The organism is Streptomyces sp. NPDC003016 (genome assembly GCF_053591455.1).
On the sequence record NZ_JBSFTV010000005.1, the window covers coordinates 156558 to 172874 of the forward strand.

14 protein-coding genes, 1 tRNA gene and 1 riboswitch are annotated in these 16317 nt (G+C 70.7%); of the genes, 10 read left to right on the forward strand and 5 right to left on the reverse strand.

Going from position 1 to position 16317, the window contains the following annotated elements; all coding sequences use genetic code 11:
- Nucleotides 1-105: 105 nt before the first annotated feature.
- Nucleotides 106-276: riboswitch (cyclic di-AMP (ydaO/yuaA leader) on the forward strand.
- Between the two features lie 3 nt (nt 277-279).
- The 7 genes from ACWDZ4_RS06045 to ACWDZ4_RS06075 all read left to right on the forward strand — a co-directional run bounded on the left by ACWDZ4_RS06045 (nt 280) and on the right by ACWDZ4_RS06075 (nt 8201).
- A complete protein-coding gene (locus ACWDZ4_RS06045) occupies nt 280-1017 on the forward strand; it encodes a transglycosylase family protein (RefSeq protein ID WP_451507235.1) in 738 nt (245 codons plus the stop codon).
- Nucleotides 1018-1275: 258 nt separating this feature from the next.
- Nucleotides 1276-2562, forward strand: coding sequence for a phosphopyruvate hydratase (gene eno / locus ACWDZ4_RS06050; protein WP_451507236.1), 1287 nt, complete (start codon nt 1276-1278; stop codon nt 2560-2562).
- A gap of 130 nt (nt 2563-2692) precedes the next feature.
- Nucleotides 2693-3169, forward strand: a complete 477-nt coding sequence (locus ACWDZ4_RS06055) for an FtsB family cell division protein (protein ID WP_451507237.1) — start codon at nt 2693-2695, stop codon at nt 3167-3169.
- A gap of 67 nt (nt 3170-3236) precedes the next feature.
- Entirely contained in the window at nt 3237-3785 is a 549-nt protein-coding gene (locus ACWDZ4_RS06060; RefSeq protein ID WP_344496673.1) for a DUF501 domain-containing protein, read from the forward strand.
- A complete protein-coding gene (locus tag ACWDZ4_RS06065) occupies nt 3782-4723 on the forward strand; it encodes a Ppx/GppA phosphatase family protein (protein ID WP_451507238.1) in 942 nt (313 codons plus the stop codon). The genes ACWDZ4_RS06060 and ACWDZ4_RS06065 overlap by 4 nt, the downstream gene beginning before the upstream one ends.
- 451 nt (nt 4724-5174) lie before the next feature.
- Complete coding sequence (locus ACWDZ4_RS06070) at nt 5175-6569, forward strand: NAD(P)/FAD-dependent oxidoreductase (protein WP_451507239.1); 1395 nt, start codon at nt 5175-5177, stop codon at nt 6567-6569.
- 312 nt (nt 6570-6881) lie between these two features.
- On the forward strand, nt 6882-8201 hold the full coding sequence (locus tag ACWDZ4_RS06075) for a class I SAM-dependent methyltransferase (protein ID WP_451507240.1): 1320 nt from the start codon (nt 6882-6884) through the stop codon (nt 8199-8201).
- Between the two features lie 81 nt (nt 8202-8282).
- Here ACWDZ4_RS06075 and ACWDZ4_RS06080 read toward each other — a convergent pair whose 3' ends face one another.
- Together ACWDZ4_RS06080 and ACWDZ4_RS06085 are read right to left on the reverse strand one after the other, a co-directional pair.
- Nucleotides 8283-10811 (reverse strand): ABC transporter permease, encoded by a 2529-nt coding sequence (locus ACWDZ4_RS06080; RefSeq protein ID WP_451507241.1) that lies wholly within the window; start codon nt 10809-10811, stop codon nt 8283-8285.
- Nucleotides 10812-10868: 57 nt separating this feature from the next.
- Nucleotides 10869-11645, reverse strand: coding sequence for an ABC transporter ATP-binding protein (locus ACWDZ4_RS06085; protein WP_451507242.1), 777 nt, complete (start codon nt 11643-11645; stop codon nt 10869-10871).
- Between the two features lie 389 nt (nt 11646-12034).
- On the opposite strand from ACWDZ4_RS06085, the gene ACWDZ4_RS06090 reads away from it, so the two are divergent.
- Together ACWDZ4_RS06090 and ACWDZ4_RS06095 are read left to right on the forward strand one after the other, a co-directional pair.
- Nucleotides 12035-12116: transfer RNA gene (locus tag ACWDZ4_RS06090), tRNA-Leu, on the forward strand.
- A gap of 102 nt (nt 12117-12218) precedes the next feature.
- Complete coding sequence (locus ACWDZ4_RS06095; protein WP_451507243.1) at nt 12219-13091, forward strand: Bax inhibitor-1/YccA family protein; 873 nt, start codon at nt 12219-12221, stop codon at nt 13089-13091.
- Nucleotides 13092-13226: 135 nt separating this feature from the next.
- Here the strand turns inward: ACWDZ4_RS06095 and ACWDZ4_RS06100 are convergent, their stop codons facing one another.
- Entirely contained in the window at nt 13227-13457 is a 231-nt protein-coding gene (locus ACWDZ4_RS06100; RefSeq protein ID WP_451507244.1) for a DUF4287 domain-containing protein, read from the reverse strand.
- A gap of 100 nt (nt 13458-13557) precedes the next feature.
- Here ACWDZ4_RS06100 and ACWDZ4_RS06105 point away from each other — a divergent pair, with 100 nt between their 5' ends.
- Nucleotides 13558-13887, forward strand: coding sequence for a hypothetical protein (locus ACWDZ4_RS06105; protein ID WP_451507245.1), 330 nt, complete (start codon nt 13558-13560; stop codon nt 13885-13887).
- 30 nt (nt 13888-13917) lie between these two features.
- Here ACWDZ4_RS06105 and ACWDZ4_RS06110 read toward each other — a convergent pair whose 3' ends face one another.
- Nucleotides 13918-14814 (reverse strand): hypothetical protein, encoded by an 897-nt coding sequence (locus tag ACWDZ4_RS06110; RefSeq protein WP_451507303.1) that lies wholly within the window; start codon nt 14812-14814, stop codon nt 13918-13920.
- A 232-nt stretch (nt 14815-15046) separates the two neighbouring features.
- Nucleotides 15047-16267 (reverse strand): acetyl-CoA C-acetyltransferase, encoded by a 1221-nt coding sequence (locus ACWDZ4_RS06115; protein ID WP_451507246.1) that lies wholly within the window; start codon nt 16265-16267, stop codon nt 15047-15049.
- Nucleotides 16268-16317 lie beyond the last annotated feature (50 nt).

A 16317-nucleotide genomic window follows, 5' to 3' on the forward strand; every position in this document is an offset into this window, starting at 1 on the left:
CTCCTCTTTGAACATCACGGGCTCATGTGTTTACGGTCGAACCGCTCGCCACCGCGGGCCCCGTCGACCGTCACGCCGAATCCTGCCGGCGGCCGGGGGGAACTGACGCGTAAAGCGCCGTAGGCAGGAGCGGGGGACCCAGGTAGGCGCCGGGCCCGGACGTCGCAAGACGGACGGAACCGGCTTGGGGTTAAGGCGCGCGACACAGATCGCGCGGCCGGGCACTCATTGGCCCGAACCCGACAGCTCACCTCGTAGGCGTCGGTGAGGAGATGTCGCATGCTGTTTTCCGGCAAGGCCAAGCACCGTCGTCCGTCCAAGGTCACTCGCATCGCCACGTTCGCCGGCATCACCGGCGCCGCTGTCGCCGTCCCGCTGATGGGCGCGACGTCGGCCTCCGCCGCCTCCGTCGAGACCTGGGACGCTGTCGCCCAGTGCGAGTCCGGCGGCAACTGGTCCATCAACACGGGCAACGGTTACTACGGTGGCCTGCAGTTCTCCGCGTCCAGCTGGGCCGCCGCCGGCGGCACGCAGTACGCCCCCACCGCCGACAAGGCATCCAAGGCCCAGCAGATAGCCACCGCCGAGAAGCTCCTCGACATGCAGGGCCCGGGCGCCTGGGCCTGCGCCGGTGCCGGCGGCCTGACCAACGACGGTGTCGACCCGGGTGTCGACACCTCCGGCTCCTCGCAGCAGCAGCAGCAGCAGCCGCAGCAGCAGAAGGCCGCGCCCCAGCCGCAGCAGACGCAGGAGCAGGCCGCCCCGCGCGCCGCCGAGCAGCCCGCCTCGCGCAGCGAGGTCCGCTCCGCGCCGAAGGCCGAGACCGCGAAGCCCGCCGCCCCGAAGACCATCAAGAAGGGCGACGGCGAGTACAAGGTCAAGTCCGGCGACACCCTCGGCAAGATCGCCGAAGCGAAGAAGGTCAAGGGCGGCTGGGAGAAGCTCTTCGAGCTGAACAAGGACATCGTCGACGACGCCGATGTCATCTACGTGGGCCAGCAGCTGCACCTCGGCTGACCCGCCTCCCCTCCGGAGCACCCCGGTCCGGCGCGCTCCCCCGTGCGCGCCGGGCCGGGGTTTCCCCTTTCCCCTTACCGATCAGTAGTCCGGAACGCCGTCCCGCACATCCCAGAGTTACGTCCGCTATTGCGGGGATTCGGGCGTCTTCTTGTCCCAGCGGGCGGGCGAACGGCCGATCGATGCCCCCGAGCCGGTTAGGCTCTTGTCGCAAGGCCAAAGTGACCCTGCACCCCTAGCGTCACATCCCAGAAGGAGATGCTCGTGCCGTCCATCGACGTCGTCGTAGCCCGGGAAATCCTGGACTCCCGAGGCAATCCCACGGTCGAGGTCGAGGTCGGCCTCGACGACGGCAGCACCGGTCGTGCTGCTGTTCCGTCCGGTGCCTCCACCGGAGCGTTCGAGGCCATTGAGCTTCGCGACGGTGACCCGAACCGCTACCAGGGCAAGGGTGTCGAGAAGGCCGTCCTCGCCGTCATCGAGCAGATCGGCCCGGAGCTCGTCGGCTACGACGCCACCGAGCAGCGCCTGATCGACCAGGCCATGTTCGACCTGGACGCCACCGAGAACAAGGGCTCCCTCGGCGCCAACGCCATCCTCGGCGTCTCCCTCGCCGTCGCGCACGCCGCCTCCGAGGCGTCCGACCTCCCCCTCTTCCGCTACCTCGGCGGCCCGAACGCGCACCTGCTGCCCGTTCCGATGATGAACATCCTCAACGGTGGGTCGCACGCCGACTCCAACGTCGACATCCAGGAGTTCATGATCGCGCCGATCGGCGCCGAGTCCTTCTCCGAGGCCCTGCGCTGGGGCACGGAGGTCTACCACACCCTCAAGTCCGTCCTGAAGTCCAAGGGCCTGTCCACCGGCCTCGGCGACGAGGGCGGCTTCGCCCCGAACCTGGACTCCAACCGCGCCGCGCTCGACCTCATCCTGGAGGCGATCAAGCAGGCCGGTTACGTCCCCGGTGAGCAGATCGCGCTCGCGCTCGACGTCGCCGCCTCCGAGTTCTACAAGGACGGCAGTTACGAGTTCGAGGGCAAGTCCCGCTCGGCCGCCGAGATGACGGAGTACTACGAGGAGCTCGTGGCGGCGTACCCGCTCGTCTCCATCGAGGACCCGCTCTACGAGGACGACTGGGCCGGCTGGAAGGCGCTCACCGACAAGCTGGGCACCAAGGTCCAGATCGTCGGCGACGACCTCTTCGTCACCAACCCGGAGCGCCTGGCGCGCGGCATCGAGGAAGGCGCCGCCAACTCGCTGCTCGTCAAGGTCAACCAGATCGGTTCGCTGACCGAGACCCTGGACGCCGTCGAGCTCGCGCAGCGCAACGGCTTCAAGTGCATGATGTCGCACCGCTCCGGCGAGACCGAGGACGTCACCATCGCCGACCTCGCCGTCGCCACCAACTGCGGCCAGATCAAGACCGGCGCCCCGGCCCGCTCCGAGCGCGTCGCCAAGTACAACCAGCTGCTGCGCATCGAGGAGATCCTCGACGACGCGGCGGTGTACGCCGGCCGCTCCGCCTTCCCGCGCTTCAAGGCGTAACCGCGAGGCGCACCAGTCACGGCGCACCAGCCACGGCGTAACAGCACAGCCAGTCGTCCGTACGTCCCCGGCCGCGGTCCCGTACCGTGTCCGGGGACGTACGTGCGTAACGGCAGGGGAGGCGGGAGACATGGCCGGGAAGGACCGGGACCGGTTCTCCACCGCGACCAGGCTGCGGGTGCTCGGCGAGCAGACCGCCGCCCGCGTCTACCGCTCGCAGAACCGCCGTCAGGCCCGCCGCTCCCGGCTCACCGGCCGGGCCGCGCTCCTCGTCCTGGTCCTGTGCTCGCTGATCGTGGCCCTCGCCTATCCGATGCGTCAGTACGTGTCGCAGCGCGGCGAGATCGCCGACCAGCAGCGCAAGATGCGGGAGGCCGGCCGGCGCGTCGAGGAGCTCCGCGACGAGAAGGCCCGGCTCAAGGACGACGCGTACATCGAGCGCCTCGCCCGCGAGCACCTCCACCTCGTACGGCCGGGGGAGACGGGCTTCACCGTCGTCGACCCCGGCGCCCGCGACAAGCGCCGCGACGACCGGGCGGGCACCGGCCGTCCCTGGTACACCAACCTCTGGGACGGTGTCGACCAGGCCGACCGCCCGGCCGGGTGACCGGCGGTCAGCAGCGCAGCAACCAGTCATCAGCAGTCACGACACACACGAAGGCACGAACGCACGCATGGACGCCGCACCCCCGACCACCCCGCGCACCGAGCCCACCGAGGCGGACATCGCCGCGTTCAAGCTGCAGCTGGGCCGCCCGCCGCGCGGACTGCGCGCCATCGCGCACCGCTGCCCGTGCGGACAGCCGGACGTGGTCGAGACGGCCCCGCGCCTGGAGGACGGCACGCCGTTCCCGACGCTGTACTACCTGACCTGCCCGCGCGCTGCCGGGGCGATCGGCACCCTGGAGGGCTCCGGCCTGATGAAGGAGATGCAGGACCGCCTCGCCGAGGACCCCGAGCTGGCCGCCGCCTACCGCGCCGCCCACGAGGACTACATCCGGCGCCGCGACGCGATCGAGGTGCTCCAGGGCTTCCCGAGCGCCGGCGGCATGCCGGACCGCGTGAAGTGCCTGCACGTCCTGGTCGGCCACGCGCTGGCGGCCGGCCCCGGGGTGAACCCGTTCGGCGACGAGGCGCTCGCGCTGCTGCCCGAGTGGTGGGCCAAGGGCCCGTGCGTGACGCCGTGCGCCGAGGGCGACACCGGCCAGGAGGACGCCAAGTGACCCGGGTGGCCGCCATCGACTGCGGTACGAACTCCATCCGCCTGCTCGTCGCCGACGCCGACCCCGCCACGGGCGAGCTGACCGACATCGACCGCCGGATGCGGATCGTGCGGCTCGGCCAGGACGTCGACCGCACCGGGCGCCTGGCCCCCGAGGCGCTGGAGCGCACCTTCGCCGCCTGCCGCGAGTACGCCGAGGCCATCGCGGCGCACGGCGTCGAGAAGGTCAGGTTCGTCGCCACCTCGGCCTCCCGCGACGCCGAGAACCGCGAGGACTTCGTACGCGGCGTCCACGACATCCTGGGCGTGGAGCCCGAGGTGATCACCGGTGACCAGGAGGCCGAGTTCTCCTTCACCGGCGCGACCAGGGAGCTGACCGGCCGCGAGGACCTGACCGGGCCCTACCTCGTCGTGGACATCGGCGGCGGCTCCACGGAGTTCGTCACCGGCGACGACCGGGTACGGGCGGCCCGCTCCGTCGACATCGGCTGCGTACGGATGACCGAGCGCCACCTCGTACGGGACGGCGTCGTCACCGACCCGCCCACCCCCGGGCAGACCGCCGCGATCCGCGCCGACATCCGCGCCGCGCTCGACCTCGCCGAGGAGACGGTGCCGCTGCGCGAGGCGCACACCCTCGTCGGACTCGCGGGTTCGGTGACGACCGTGGCCGGGATCGCGCTGGGCCTCGAAACGTACGACTCGGCGGCGATCCACCACTCCCGCATTCCGTACGAGCGGGTCGCGGAGATCACCGACCGGCTGCTCTCCTCGACGCACGACGAGCGGGCCGCGATCCCCGTCATGCACCCGGGCCGGGTGGACGTCATCGCGGCCGGCGCGCTCGTACTGCTGGAGGTCATGGAGCGGACCGGGGCCCGGGAGGTCGTGGTCAGCGAACACGACATCCTCGACGGGATCGGCTGGTCCATCGCCTGAGCGGGCGCCCGGACCCCGGGGCGGCGGGACCCCGCCCGGAGAGGCTCCGGGCGGGGTCCGCAGGCCCTCCCCGGGGCCTCCCCGAGCCCTCCCCGGGCATCGCGGAGGCTCCCCGTCGGCGAACTTCGTGAAGTTCTTCACAAGGAATTGGGGGCTGTCGGCCTCCGATCGGGGGTCCGGGGCCCCGTCCGCGGCCCAACTCGGGTGCGCCACTCGCATTTCGGACGGTTCCGGGCGCGTTGCGCCGAGGTGAAACAGGCCGGTGGTACAGCCCCCGAAAAGTCCCGAACCACAAGCTCACGAGGGGTTTTCAACGCTCTGTCGTACACCGTGGTTCCCCTGCCGCACCATGACCTGTGTCACGTGGGCGGCGGAGTGTAGCAGAGGTGCCCCGGATGCTTGTGAAGGGGCTCACGAGCCACCCCCCTCCGAGGGGTGGATACTCGATGGCATGAGCACCACGGAGCGTCCCAGGATCCTCGTAGTAGGCGGTGGGTACGTAGGCCTGTACGCAGCTCGACGCATCCTCAAGAAGATGCGTTACGCGGAAGCGACCGTCACGGTCGTCGACCCGCGCTCGTACATGACGTACCAGCCCTTCCTCCCCGAAGCCGCCGCCGGCAGCATCTCGCCGAGGCACGTCGTCGTACCCCTGCGACGCGTCCTGCCCAAGGCCGAGGTGCTCACCGGTCGGGTCACCACCATCGATCAGGACCGCAAGGTCGCCACGGTCGCGCCGCTCGTCGGCGAGGCCTACGAGCTGCCCTTCGACTACCTGGTCGTCGCGCTCGGCGCGGTTTCCCGCACCTTCCCGATCCCCGGCCTGGCCGAGCAGGGCATCGGCATGAAGGGCGTGGAGGAGGCCATCGGCCTCCGCAACCACGTCCTGGAACAGCTGGACAAGGCCGACTCCACGACCGACGAGGACGTCCGCCGCAAGGCGCTGACCTTCGTCTTCGTGGGTGGCGGCTTCGCCGGCGCCGAGACCATCGGCGAGGTGGAGGACATGGCCCGCGACGCGGCCAAGTACTACACCAACGTCAAGCGCGAGGACATGCGCTTCCTGCTGGTCGACGTGGCCGACAAGATCCTCCCCGAGGTCGGGCCCGAGCTCGGCAAGTGGGGCAAGGAGCACCTCGAAGGCCGCGGTATCGAGGTCTACCTCAAGACCGGCATGGACTCCTGCGTGGACGGCCACGTGGTGCTGAACAACGGCCTGGAGGTCGACTCCAGCACCATCGTGTGGACCGCCGGCGTGAAGCCGAACCCGGCGCTGGCCCGCTACGGCCTGCCGCTCGGCCCGCGCGGTCACGTGGACACGTCCGAGAAGCTCCAGGTGCAGGGCACCGACTACATCTGGGCCGCCGGCGACAACGCCCAGGTCCCGGACATCGCCGCCCGCAAGGCCGGCGTCGAGAACGCCTGGTGCCCGCCGAACGCCCAGCACGCGCTGCGCCAGGCCAAGGTCCTCGGCGACAACGTCATCTCCGGGATGCGCGGCTTCCCGCAGAAGGACTACAGCCACGCCAACAAGGGTGCGGTCGCCGGTCTCGGCCTGCACAAGGGCGTCGCGATGATCGTCATGGGCAAGATGAAGATCAAGCTCAAGGGCCGTCTCGCCTGGTACATGCACCGTGGCTACCACGGTCTGGCCGTGCCCACCTGGAACCGCAAGATCCGCGTCGTCGCCGACTGGACCCTCGCGATGTTCCTCAAGCGCGAGGTCGTCTCGCTCGGCGCCATGGAGACTCCGCGCGAGGAGTTCTACGAGGCCGCCAAGCCGGCCCCGGCCCCGGCCGCCCAGGCGGGCGCGCCCGCCGGCAGCCAGAAGGCCAAGGCGTCCTGACACACCGGCAGCCCCGGTGAAGCGGCGGTAGGCCGAGCAGCGGCCGATCCGCAGGCAGCCGGACAGCCGGACAGCCGGACAGTCAGGTAGTCAGTCAGTACAGCGCAGCCCGAAGGGGCCGCCCGCCATCCGTGGTGCGGGCGGCCCCTTCGGCGTACCGGCTTACGACGTTCGTACACGCAGAGCATGTAGAGACCATCCGCTTTGCTGATCCCTTACCCGGGACCAGGATGCGGCGGAGTGCGCAGCGGCGTTATTGAGGGGAGAACGTCGCCGAACAATCCGGGCTCCACCGTCACGGAGGTGCGCACCATGGCCGACGCCGCCCTGCGGCTGACCACGCTTGCCGAGGAACTCCTCGGATCTCCCCTACCGATCCGTATCCGGGCCTGGGACGGAAGTGAATCCGGCCCTTCCGACGCCCCGACCCTCGTCGTCCGGAGCCGCCGCGCGCTGCGTCGCCTGCTGTGGAAACCCGGCGAACTCGGCCTGGCCCGCGCCTGGGTGGCCGGTGAGATCGACATCCCGGGCGACCTGTACGAGACCCTCGACCGCATCGCCGGACTGCTCTGGGAGCGCGGCGCCGAGGCCAAGTCCGCCGTCCACGCCGTGCGCGACCCCCGCCTGCGCGCCGCCGCCCGCGGCCTGATCGCCATCGCGGGCCCCTGGCCGCCACCGCCCCCGCCCGCCGAAGAGGTCAGACGCCGCACGGGGCCGCTGCACACCAAGCGCCGCGACAAGGAGGCGATCAGCCACCACTACGACGTGGGCAACGACTTCTACGGGCTGGTGCTCGGCCCCTCGATGGTCTACTCGTGCGCGTACTTCGACGACTCCGCCGGTTCTGCCGGGGGGCCGGCCCTCGAAGAGGCCCAGTACGCCAAGCTCGACCTGATCAGCCGCAAGCTGGCGATCGGGGAAGGGACGCGGCTGCTGGACGTGGGCTGCGGCTGGGGCTCGATGGCCATCCACGCGGCGCGCGAGTACGGCGCCCGGGTCACCGGCGTCACGCTCTCCAAGGAGCAGGCGGCGTACGCCCGCAAGCGCATCGCCGACGAGGGCCTGACCGACCGCGTCGAGATCCGGGTGCAGGACTACCGGGACGTCAGGGACGGTCCGTACGACGCGATCTCGTCGATCGGGATGGCCGAGCACGTCGGCTCGGTCCGCTACCGGGAGTACGCCGAGGACCTGTTCGCCCTGCTGAAGCCCGGCGGCCGGCTGCTCAACCACCAGATCGCGCGGCGCCCCGAGCGGAACGAAGAGGTGTACCACGTGGACGAGTTCATCGACGCGTACGTCTTCCCGGACGGCGAACTGGCGCCCATCGGCCGGACCGTGGGGACGCTGGAGGAGGCGGGGTTCGAGGTCCGCGACGTCGAGTCGATCCGCGAGCACTACGCCCTGACACTGCGTCAGTGGGTCGCCAACCTGGAGGCGAACTGGGCGGCGGCCGTACGGGCGACCTCCGAGGGGCGGGCCCGCGTCTGGCGGCTCTACATGGCGGCCTCCGCGCTCTCCTTCGAGCACAACAGGATCGGCGTGAACCAGGTCCTCGCCGTACGGCCCGGGGAGGGGGGCGCGTCGGGCATGCCGCTGCGCGCCCGGACGTGGAACCCGGCGGCCGGATAACGGCCGGCGCACGGTGGAGGGCCGGCCCCGGACGGGACCGGCCCTTCACCGTGCGCGCGGTACCACCGCCGCGCGGGCCGCCTACTCGGCCTTGATCGCGGCGAGCATGTTCAGCCTCGCGGCGCTGCGGGCCGGCCACATCGCGGCCAGTACGCCGACCACCGCGGCCAGCAGCAGGAAGACGCCGAACCGGTCCCACGGCAGGACCAGCGCGTAACCCGGCACCGAGTCCTTGACCGTCCGGCCGACGGCCCAGCCCAGGAAGGTGCCGAGGCCGATGCCGATCACCGCGCCGAAGAGCGAGATGACCACGGCCTCCAGCCGGATCATGGTCTTGACCTTGCCGCGGTCGAGGCCGATCGCCCGCAGCATGCCGATCTCCTGCTGACGCTCGAAGACGGACATCGCCAGGGTGTTGATGACACCGAGCACCGCGATCAGCAGGGCCATGCCCAGCAGCCCGTACATGATGTTCAGCATCTGGTTGATCATGCCGCCGAACTGGTTGCGGATGTCCTGCTGGTCCATCACGTTGATCGCGGGGTTCTGGCCCAGCGCGTCCACGAGCGCCTTCTCGTTCGCCGCGCTCGCGCCACCGTCCGTCTTCACCCAGATCTCCCGGATGTACGGCTTGGCCTCGTGCTCCGCCACGATCTTCTGGTCGATCAGCACCGGCGAGAGGAACTCGTTGCCCTTGTACGTCGCGCCGACCGTCAGCTTCTCCTTCTCACCGTCCGCGAACTCCACCGGCACGCTGTCGCCGACCTCGAGGCCGCTGCTCTTCGCGGTCTCCTCGGCGACCGCGATCCCGCCCTCGGCGAGCGAGCCCAGCGAGCCGGAGACCGGCGCGACGTTGATGACCCGCTCGATGTCGCCGGGGACGACACCGGAGGCCGCGGCCCAGGTGCCCTTCAGTTCGAGGTCGGCGGCCGTCTGCGGGGAGAGGGCCGAAACACCGGGCGTCTTCTCCAGGGCACCGAGCGCCGACGCGTCCAGCGAGCCCCCGTTGGCCATGGAGAGCATGTAGTCGGCCTTGATGTTGTCCGTGGTCATCTTGTCCACGGCCCGGCCCATGGTGACGCCGAGCACGGAGAGCCCGGTGACCAGGGTGAGACCGATGGCCAGCGCGGACGCGGTGGCTCCGGTACGCCGCGGATTGCGCACCGCGTTCTGGCCGGCCAGCGTGCCCGACACTCCGAAGAGCTTGCCGATCAGCGGCCGTACGAGCGCGATCACCGGCCGCGACAGCAGCGGGATCAGCACGATGATGCCGATCAGCGCGAGGAAGGCACCGGCCCCGATGAGCATCCGGCCGTCCTCGCCGGCCGCCGCGCCGCCGAGGATGGCGGCCGCGCCCAGCAGCGTGATCGCGCCGCCGACGGAGTTGCGTACGACCAGCGACTTGGTGGTCGGAGAGGCGTGCACGCTGCTCATCGCCGCGACCGGCGGGATCTTGGCGGCCCGGCGGGCGGGCAGCCAGGCGGCGCCCATCGTGACCAGCACGCCCACCGCGAACGCGGCGGCGACGGCGGTGGGGGAGACGATCAGCGGGCCGGCCGGGGTCTTCGCGCCGAAGGCGGACATCGCGGAGCGCAGCCCCGTCGCGAGCCCCAGCCCGAGGGCGAAGCCGACGACCGACGCGAGCGCGCCGACCACCAGCGCTTCGAGCAGCACCGAGCGCTTGACCTGGCGGCGGGAGGCGCCGACGGCCCGCATCAGCGCCAGTTCCTTGGTGCGCTGGGCGACGAGCATGGTGAAGGTGTTGGAGATCAGGAAGATGCCGACGAAGAGCGCGATCGCGGCGAAGGCGAGCAGCACCTGGTTGAGCGCGCTCAGGCTGTCCTCGATCATCTTGGCCTGGTCGTCGGCGAGCTCCTGGCCGGTCCGGGCCTCGGCGCCCTCGGGCAGCAGCGGCTCCACCGCGTCGAGCAGCCGCTGCTCGGACGCGCCGGCGGCGGCGGTGACGGTGACGTCCTTGAAGCGGCCGGGCGTCAGGTAGAGCTTCTGCGCGACGGGCGTGTCGAAGAGCACCAGCGAGCCGCCGGCGTTGACCTGGCCGTCCTCGGTGGTGAAGACGCCGGAGAGGGTGTACTCCCGCACCGGGCCGTTGGTCGCGACCCGCACGGTGTCACCGGTCTTGTACTCGCCCCTGTCGGCCGTGGCCTTGTCGAGGGCGATCTCGCCGGCCTTCGCGGGGCCGGAGCCGTCGGTGAAGTCGTACGCGGCGTCCTTGCCGTCGCCGCCGGGCGCGAAGTTCGCCCCGGTGTTGGACCAGCCGTTGCCGATCAGCTTGCCGTCGGGGTCGGCGACACCGGCGAAGCCGGAGACGCGCCCGGTGGCGGAGGCGACGCCGTCCAGGCCCCGGATCTTCTCCAGGGTCCGGGCGTCTATGCCCTGCTCCTTCTCGCCGTTCTCGCGGTCCGGGTAGGTGGTGACCGCTACGGCGACGTTGTCGTAGCTCTTCGCGGACTGGTTCCTGAAGGCGTGGGAGAGGGTGTCGGTGAAGACCAGGGTGCCGGACACGAAGGCCACGCCGAGCATGACGGCGAGCACGGTCATCAGCAGCCTGGCCTTGTGCGCGAGCACATTGCGCAGGGCGGTACGGAGCATGTTTCTGTCAGTCCTGAGGATGGAGGGGGCGGCCGGAGGGCGACGGGCTCGTACGGGTCAGCTGGTGCGGCCCTTGGAGTCGAACTCCTTCATCCGGTCGAGGACGCCGTCCGCGGTCGGGGCGAGCATCTCGTCGACGATCCGGCCGTCCGCCAGGAAGATCACGCGGTCCGCGTACGACGCGGCCGTCGGGTCGTGCGTCACCATGACGACGGTCTGGCCCAGCTCGCGCACGGAGTTGCGCAGGAAGCCGAGGACCTCGGCGCCCGAGCGCGAGTCCAGGTTTCCGGTCGGCTCGTCGCCGAAGACGATCTCCGGCCTGCTCGCCAGGGCGCGGGCCACGGCGACGCGCTGCTGCTGGCCGCCGGAGAGCTCGGTGGGGCGGTGGCTGAGCCGGTCGGCCAGACCGACCATGCCGATGACCGTGTCCAGCCACTCCTTGTCGGGCTTGCGGCCCGCGATGTCCATCGGCAGCGTGATGTTCTCTGCGGCGGTGAGCGTCGGCAGCAGGTTGAACGCCTGGAAGATGAAGCCGATCTTGTCCCGGCGCAACTGCGTGAGCTGCTTGTCCTTGAGGGTGCCCAGCTCGGTCTCGCCGATCCGCACGGAGCCGGAGCTGAAGGAGTCGAGACCGGCGACGCAGTGCATCAGCGTCGACTTGCCGGACCCGGACGGCCCCATGATCGCGGTGAACTCACCCTGCCGGAAGTCCACGGTGACCCGGTCCAGGGCGACCACCTGGGTCTCGCCCTGCCCGTAGACCTTCGAGAGTTCCGTGGCGCGTGCGGCCACCGCGGTGGTGCGGCGGGCGGTGGCGGTGGGGGTGGTGGTCACGAGAGGGCACTCCTGTCGGGGACGTTTGTGGGACTCGTCCATCGTCCCGTCCGGCCGGCGCCCGCGGATCAGCCCTCGTACCCGTTCCCGCGGCCCTCTTGAGTCGCACCGCCGGGCCCGCCCGTCCTCCTTTGGTATGACGCCGTCCCCCAGGCCGGGCAAGGGTGCGGGCGGGGTGCGGGTCAGGGGCCGGGCAGTCGACTTTCCGCCTTTCCCGCATGTGGTCCCCCGGGCCCGCCCGCCGCGTCGGGCATGTGCCGACGGCCCGTTATGTGCGCTGACGCCCCCTCAGGCGCCCATAAAATAAGACAACATTGGCCAGGAGTTCCGCTGTCCGGGGGAATCGTCCGGATAGGCTCTGACCCGCGAATTGCGGAGCCGCGCACCTTGCCCGGATGGTGGAATGCAGACACGGCGAGCTTAAACCTCGCTGCCCCTCGGGGCGTGCCGGTTCGAGTCCGGCTCCGGGCACGTCACGGTCCCAGAAAGATCCTCCCCTGGCACTAGGGTGTTCCTTTTGCTTTCCCATTACTCTTGAGTCAAGGCCACGCAGGGTGGCCATGGAGGAGTGAGATGAGGAGCAGCAACCCGGTCTTCTCGCGACGGGGCTTCAGCCGCGACAACGGCACTGCGGGCTTCACCGCGGCACCGCAGGCCGGGGGCCCCGCCGTCGGTACGGCGCAGGGCAACCCGTACGCCCAGGGCGCCCCCGCGAACCCGTACGCGACGAACCCTTACGCCCAGCAGGACACGCAGTACGGCGCCCCGCAGGCGCCCGTACGCGGCACCGTCATGACGATGGACGACGTCGTCGCGCGGACGGGCATCACGCTCGGCCTCGTGATCGCCGGCGCCACCGTCGCCTGGGTGATGAACCTCGGTATCGGCCTGGCCATCGGGGCCGCTCTCGTGGCGATGGTGCTCGGGCTGGTCCAGTCCTTCAAGCGCAAGCCCGTCCCGGCGCTGATCCTGGCGTACGCGGCCTTCGAGGGCATCTTCCTCGGCGCCCTCAGCAACCTGGTGAACACATGGGTGTCGCCGGGTGCGCCGATGCAGGCGGTGCTGGGCACGATGGCGGTCTTCGTCACCATGCTCGTCCTGTACAAGACCCGGATCATCCGGGTCACCCAGCGCTTCACGCGCTACCTGATGATCGCCGCGATCAGCTTCATGGTCCTGACCGCCGTGAACCTGCTGTTCATGGTGTTCGGCGGCGGTGACGGCCTCGGCTTCCGCAGCGGCACCATGGGCATCATCTTCGGTGTCGTCGGTGTGCTGCTCGGCGCCTTCTTCCTCGCCCTGGACTTCAAGCAGGTCGAGGACGGGGTCGCGTACGGCGCTCCGCGCGAGGAGTCCTGGATGGCGGCCTTCGGCCTCACCATGACCCTGGTGTGGATCTACCTGGAGATGCTGCGGCTGGTCTCCATCCTCAGCGGCAACGACTAGTCGCCCCGGCGGTCCGGGAGCTGTTGAAAGCTGCTGGGAACCGCTGGGAACCGCTGAGAACTGAGGAAGGGCCCGTCCGGCATTCGCCCGGCGGGCCCTTCCTCATGTGCTGCTGAGCGCGCCCCGGCCCGGTCGCTAGAGCAGTCGCCGGGCGGCGCGCCTCAGGTCGTGCTCGTGGATGATCGCTTTGGCGTGACCGTAGGCGAGATCGTGTTCGCTCCGGAGCCAGCTCACCTTCTCCTCGAAACGGAAGAGGGCGGGGCCGTCGTCCACGGCGCGGAGCCAGTCGGAGACTTCACGACCGGTGCAGTGAGGGATGCGGGACAGCAGGTTGCGGTGGGTCTCTTCGGAGAAGACGTGGGACATTCGGCGCCTCCGGACGCTTCGCGCGAGTGCTCCTTCACGTCACCGTGCCCGAGTGTCCGCCCGTTGGCAACAGCCCCGGGGAGGCGCGTAGGGTCGCGGCGTGCTCGATACAACGCCCCTTACGGCCGCCGTGGACCGATTCGCCGACCGGCTGCGCGCCGCCCCGCAGAGCCGCCTGCAGCGCGGCGCCGCCGCCGAAGGGCTCGCCCTGGCCAGGGAATTGGCCCTGCGGGCGCAGCGGATCGAGGAGCCCGGGCGGGAGCCGCGGATCATGCCGGACGCGGGCGTGTTCGCGGTGGCCGACCAACTCGCGGTGGCCGGTCATGATCTGGCGTGCGCGCTGGAACGGGGAACGGCCCCGTCCGCCCGGGCCGGGCTGGACGAGGCCGTGAGTCTGGTGGGAGCCGCCGCGTCGCGGGCGCAGGTCTGACCGGTTCTGACCGGTCGGCCGGTCGGCCGCTCAGACCGACGCGATGACGCGGTCGGCGAGGATGTAGACGCTCTCCTCGCCGCAGGAGAAGGTCAGCGCGTACGCACCGGAGATCCCGGAGCCGCCCAGCAGGACCGGGGACTCGCCGGCGCGCAGCGACTCGGCGAGACGCTCGGCGGTCTCGCGGTGGCCGGGGGTCATGCAGAGCGTCGTACCGTCCGTGAAGACGTAGACGTCGAGGGTGCCGAGCGGTCCCGGGCGTACGTCGGTGAGCGCGGTACGGGCGGCCGCGAGCTCTTCCAGGCGGGCCACGGTGCGCTCGTGGTCGGTCACGACCGGCGCCTGCACCGGCACGAAGTCCGGGTGCGAAGGGTGGCGGCGGCGGGCGGCGGCCAGCTCGGGGGAGTCCTCGGGGAACGCGTCGGCCGGCTCCAGGTCGTCCAGCCCTTCGATGCCGTCGATGCCGTCGATGCCGTCGACGCAGCCGAGGGGATCGAGGGCGTCGGCCCGGTCGGCCCGGTCGAGGGATTCGAGCGCCTCGTACGCGTCGAACGACTCCAGGCCCGTGAAGTCCGCCTGGCGCGGGACGAAGAACGGAGGCGTCTCGTCGCCCAGGCCGGCCAGGCCGCCCAGCAGCGACGGGGCGTCGGCGGCGTCACGGGCCTCCTGCGCGGCCCAGAAGGCGCGCGCCTCGGCGAGCTCGCGCTCGCGCTCCTCCGCGAGGGCCTCGGCCACGGCCGTCCGTATCCCGTCGGCCTCCGCGAAACGGGGCTGCCGGGGGACGGCGGCCCCGGAGCGGCCGAACGCGGCTGCTGTGAGTTCGGTACGCAGAGCGGCGACCTGCTTGCGCAGTCCGTGGACTGCGTGCAGGGCAGCGGCGCCCACAGCCGTGGCGACGGCCGTGGTCAGCAGCAGGGCAAGAGGCATGGCGCTCACTGACTTACTCCCGGTTTCATCGATCCCCCGACTTCCTACATCAGCTTGAGGTGAGTGCGCGCCGCCTGTCAGTGCATTACGTCACGAATTGGACAGATCTTTCTGGCGGGCGTTCGGCCTGAAACCGTCCTTGACCTGGGGGTATGCCTCTCCCCCAGGAGATAGATCACATCCTGGGGGAGATTGGATTACGAACCGGGTGCGGTCGGGGCCCCGGACGGGGTCAGCTGAGGCGCTCGACGACCATCGCCATGCCCTGGCCACCGCCCACGCACATCGTCTCCAGACCGAACTGCTTGTCGTGGAACTGGAGGCTGTTGATCAGCGTGCCGGTGATGCGGGCGCCGGTCATGCCGAAGGGGTGGCCGACGGCGATGGCGCCGCCGTTGACGTTGAGCTTGTCCAGGTCCAGGCCGAGGTCCTGGTAGGACGGGATGACCTGGGCGGCGAAGGCCTCGTTGATCTCGGCGAGGTCGATGTCGCCGATGGTCAGCCCGGCGCGCTTGAGCGCCTGCCTGCTGGCCTCGACCGGGCCGTACCCCATGATCTCGGGCGAGAGCCCGGAGACGCCGGTCGAGACGATCCGCGCCAGCGGGGTCAGGCCCAGCTCACGGGCCTTGGTGTCGCTCATGATGACGAGGGCGGCGGCGCCGTCGTTGAGCGGGCAGCAGTTGCCGGCGGTGACGCGGCCGTCGGGGCGGAAGACGGGCTTCAGGCCCTGGACGCCTTCGAGGGTGACGCCGGCGCGCGGGCCGTCGTCCTGCGACACGACGGTCCCGTCGGGGGTCGTGACCGGGGTGATCTCGCGCTCCCAGAAACCGTTCTTGATGGCCTGCTCGGCGAGGTTCTGCGACCGTACGCCGAACTCGTCCATCTCGGCGCGGGAGACGCCCTTGAGGCGGGCGAGGTTCTCGGCGGTCTGGCCCATGGCGATGTACGCGTCGGGGACGAGGCCGTCCTCGCGCGGGTCGTGCCAGTCCGCGCCCTCGCTCTGCGCGACGGCGGCGGTACGGGCCTCCGCCTCGGCGAACAGCGGGTTGTGGGTGTCGGGCATGCCGTCGGAGCTGCCCTTGACGGAGCGGGACACCATCTCGACACCGGCGGAGACGAAGACGTCGCCCTCACCGGCCTTGATGGCGTGCAGTGCCATGCGGGAGGTCTGGAGGGAGGAGGAGCAGTACCGGGTGACGGTGCAGCCCGGCAGGTGGTCCATGCCCATCTGTACGGCGACGATGCGGCCCAGGTTGTGCCCCTGCTCGCCACCGGGGAGGCCGCAGCCGAGCATGAGGTCGTCGATGTCGCGCGGGTCGAGCTCGGGCACCTTGGCGAGGGCGGCCTGCACGATGGTGGCGGTCAGGTCGTCGGGCCGCAGGTCCTTCAGGGAGCCCTTGAAGGCGCGGCCGATGGGCGAACGGGCGGTGGAAACGATCACGGCTTCGGGCACGACGGCTCCATGGGGGCGAGAAGGGCGGTTGGGCACGGCTGAGTGGGAAG

Bases quoted from the DNA above. Each gene is read 5' to 3' on its own strand.
- ACWDZ4_RS06080 (WP_451507241.1), bottom strand. From the start codon at position 10,811: ATGCTCCGTACCGCCCTGCGCAATGTGCTCGCGCACAAGGCCAGGCTG.
- eno (WP_451507236.1), top strand. From the start codon at position 1,276: ATGCTCGTGCCGTCCATCGACGTCGTCGTAGCCCGGGAAATCCTGGAC.
- ACWDZ4_RS06055 (WP_451507237.1), top strand. From the start codon at position 2,693: ATGGCCGGGAAGGACCGGGACCGGTTCTCCACCGCGACCAGGCTGCGG.
- ACWDZ4_RS06070 (WP_451507239.1), top strand. From the start codon at position 5,175: ATGAGCACCACGGAGCGTCCCAGGATCCTCGTAGTAGGCGGTGGGTAC.
- ACWDZ4_RS06060 (WP_344496673.1), top strand. From the start codon at position 3,237: ATGGACGCCGCACCCCCGACCACCCCGCGCACCGAGCCCACCGAGGCG.
- ACWDZ4_RS06045 (WP_451507235.1), top strand. From the start codon at position 280: ATGCTGTTTTCCGGCAAGGCCAAGCACCGTCGTCCGTCCAAGGTCACT.
- ACWDZ4_RS06110 (WP_451507303.1), bottom strand. From the start codon at position 14,814: ATGCCTCTTGCCCTGCTGCTGACCACGGCCGTCGCCACGGCTGTGGGC.
- ACWDZ4_RS06100 (WP_451507244.1), bottom strand. From the start codon at position 13,457: ATGTCCCACGTCTTCTCCGAAGAGACCCACCGCAACCTGCTGTCCCGC.
- ACWDZ4_RS06095 (WP_451507243.1), top strand. From the start codon at position 12,219: ATGAGGAGCAGCAACCCGGTCTTCTCGCGACGGGGCTTCAGCCGCGAC.
- ACWDZ4_RS06075 (WP_451507240.1), top strand. From the start codon at position 6,882: ATGGCCGACGCCGCCCTGCGGCTGACCACGCTTGCCGAGGAACTCCTC.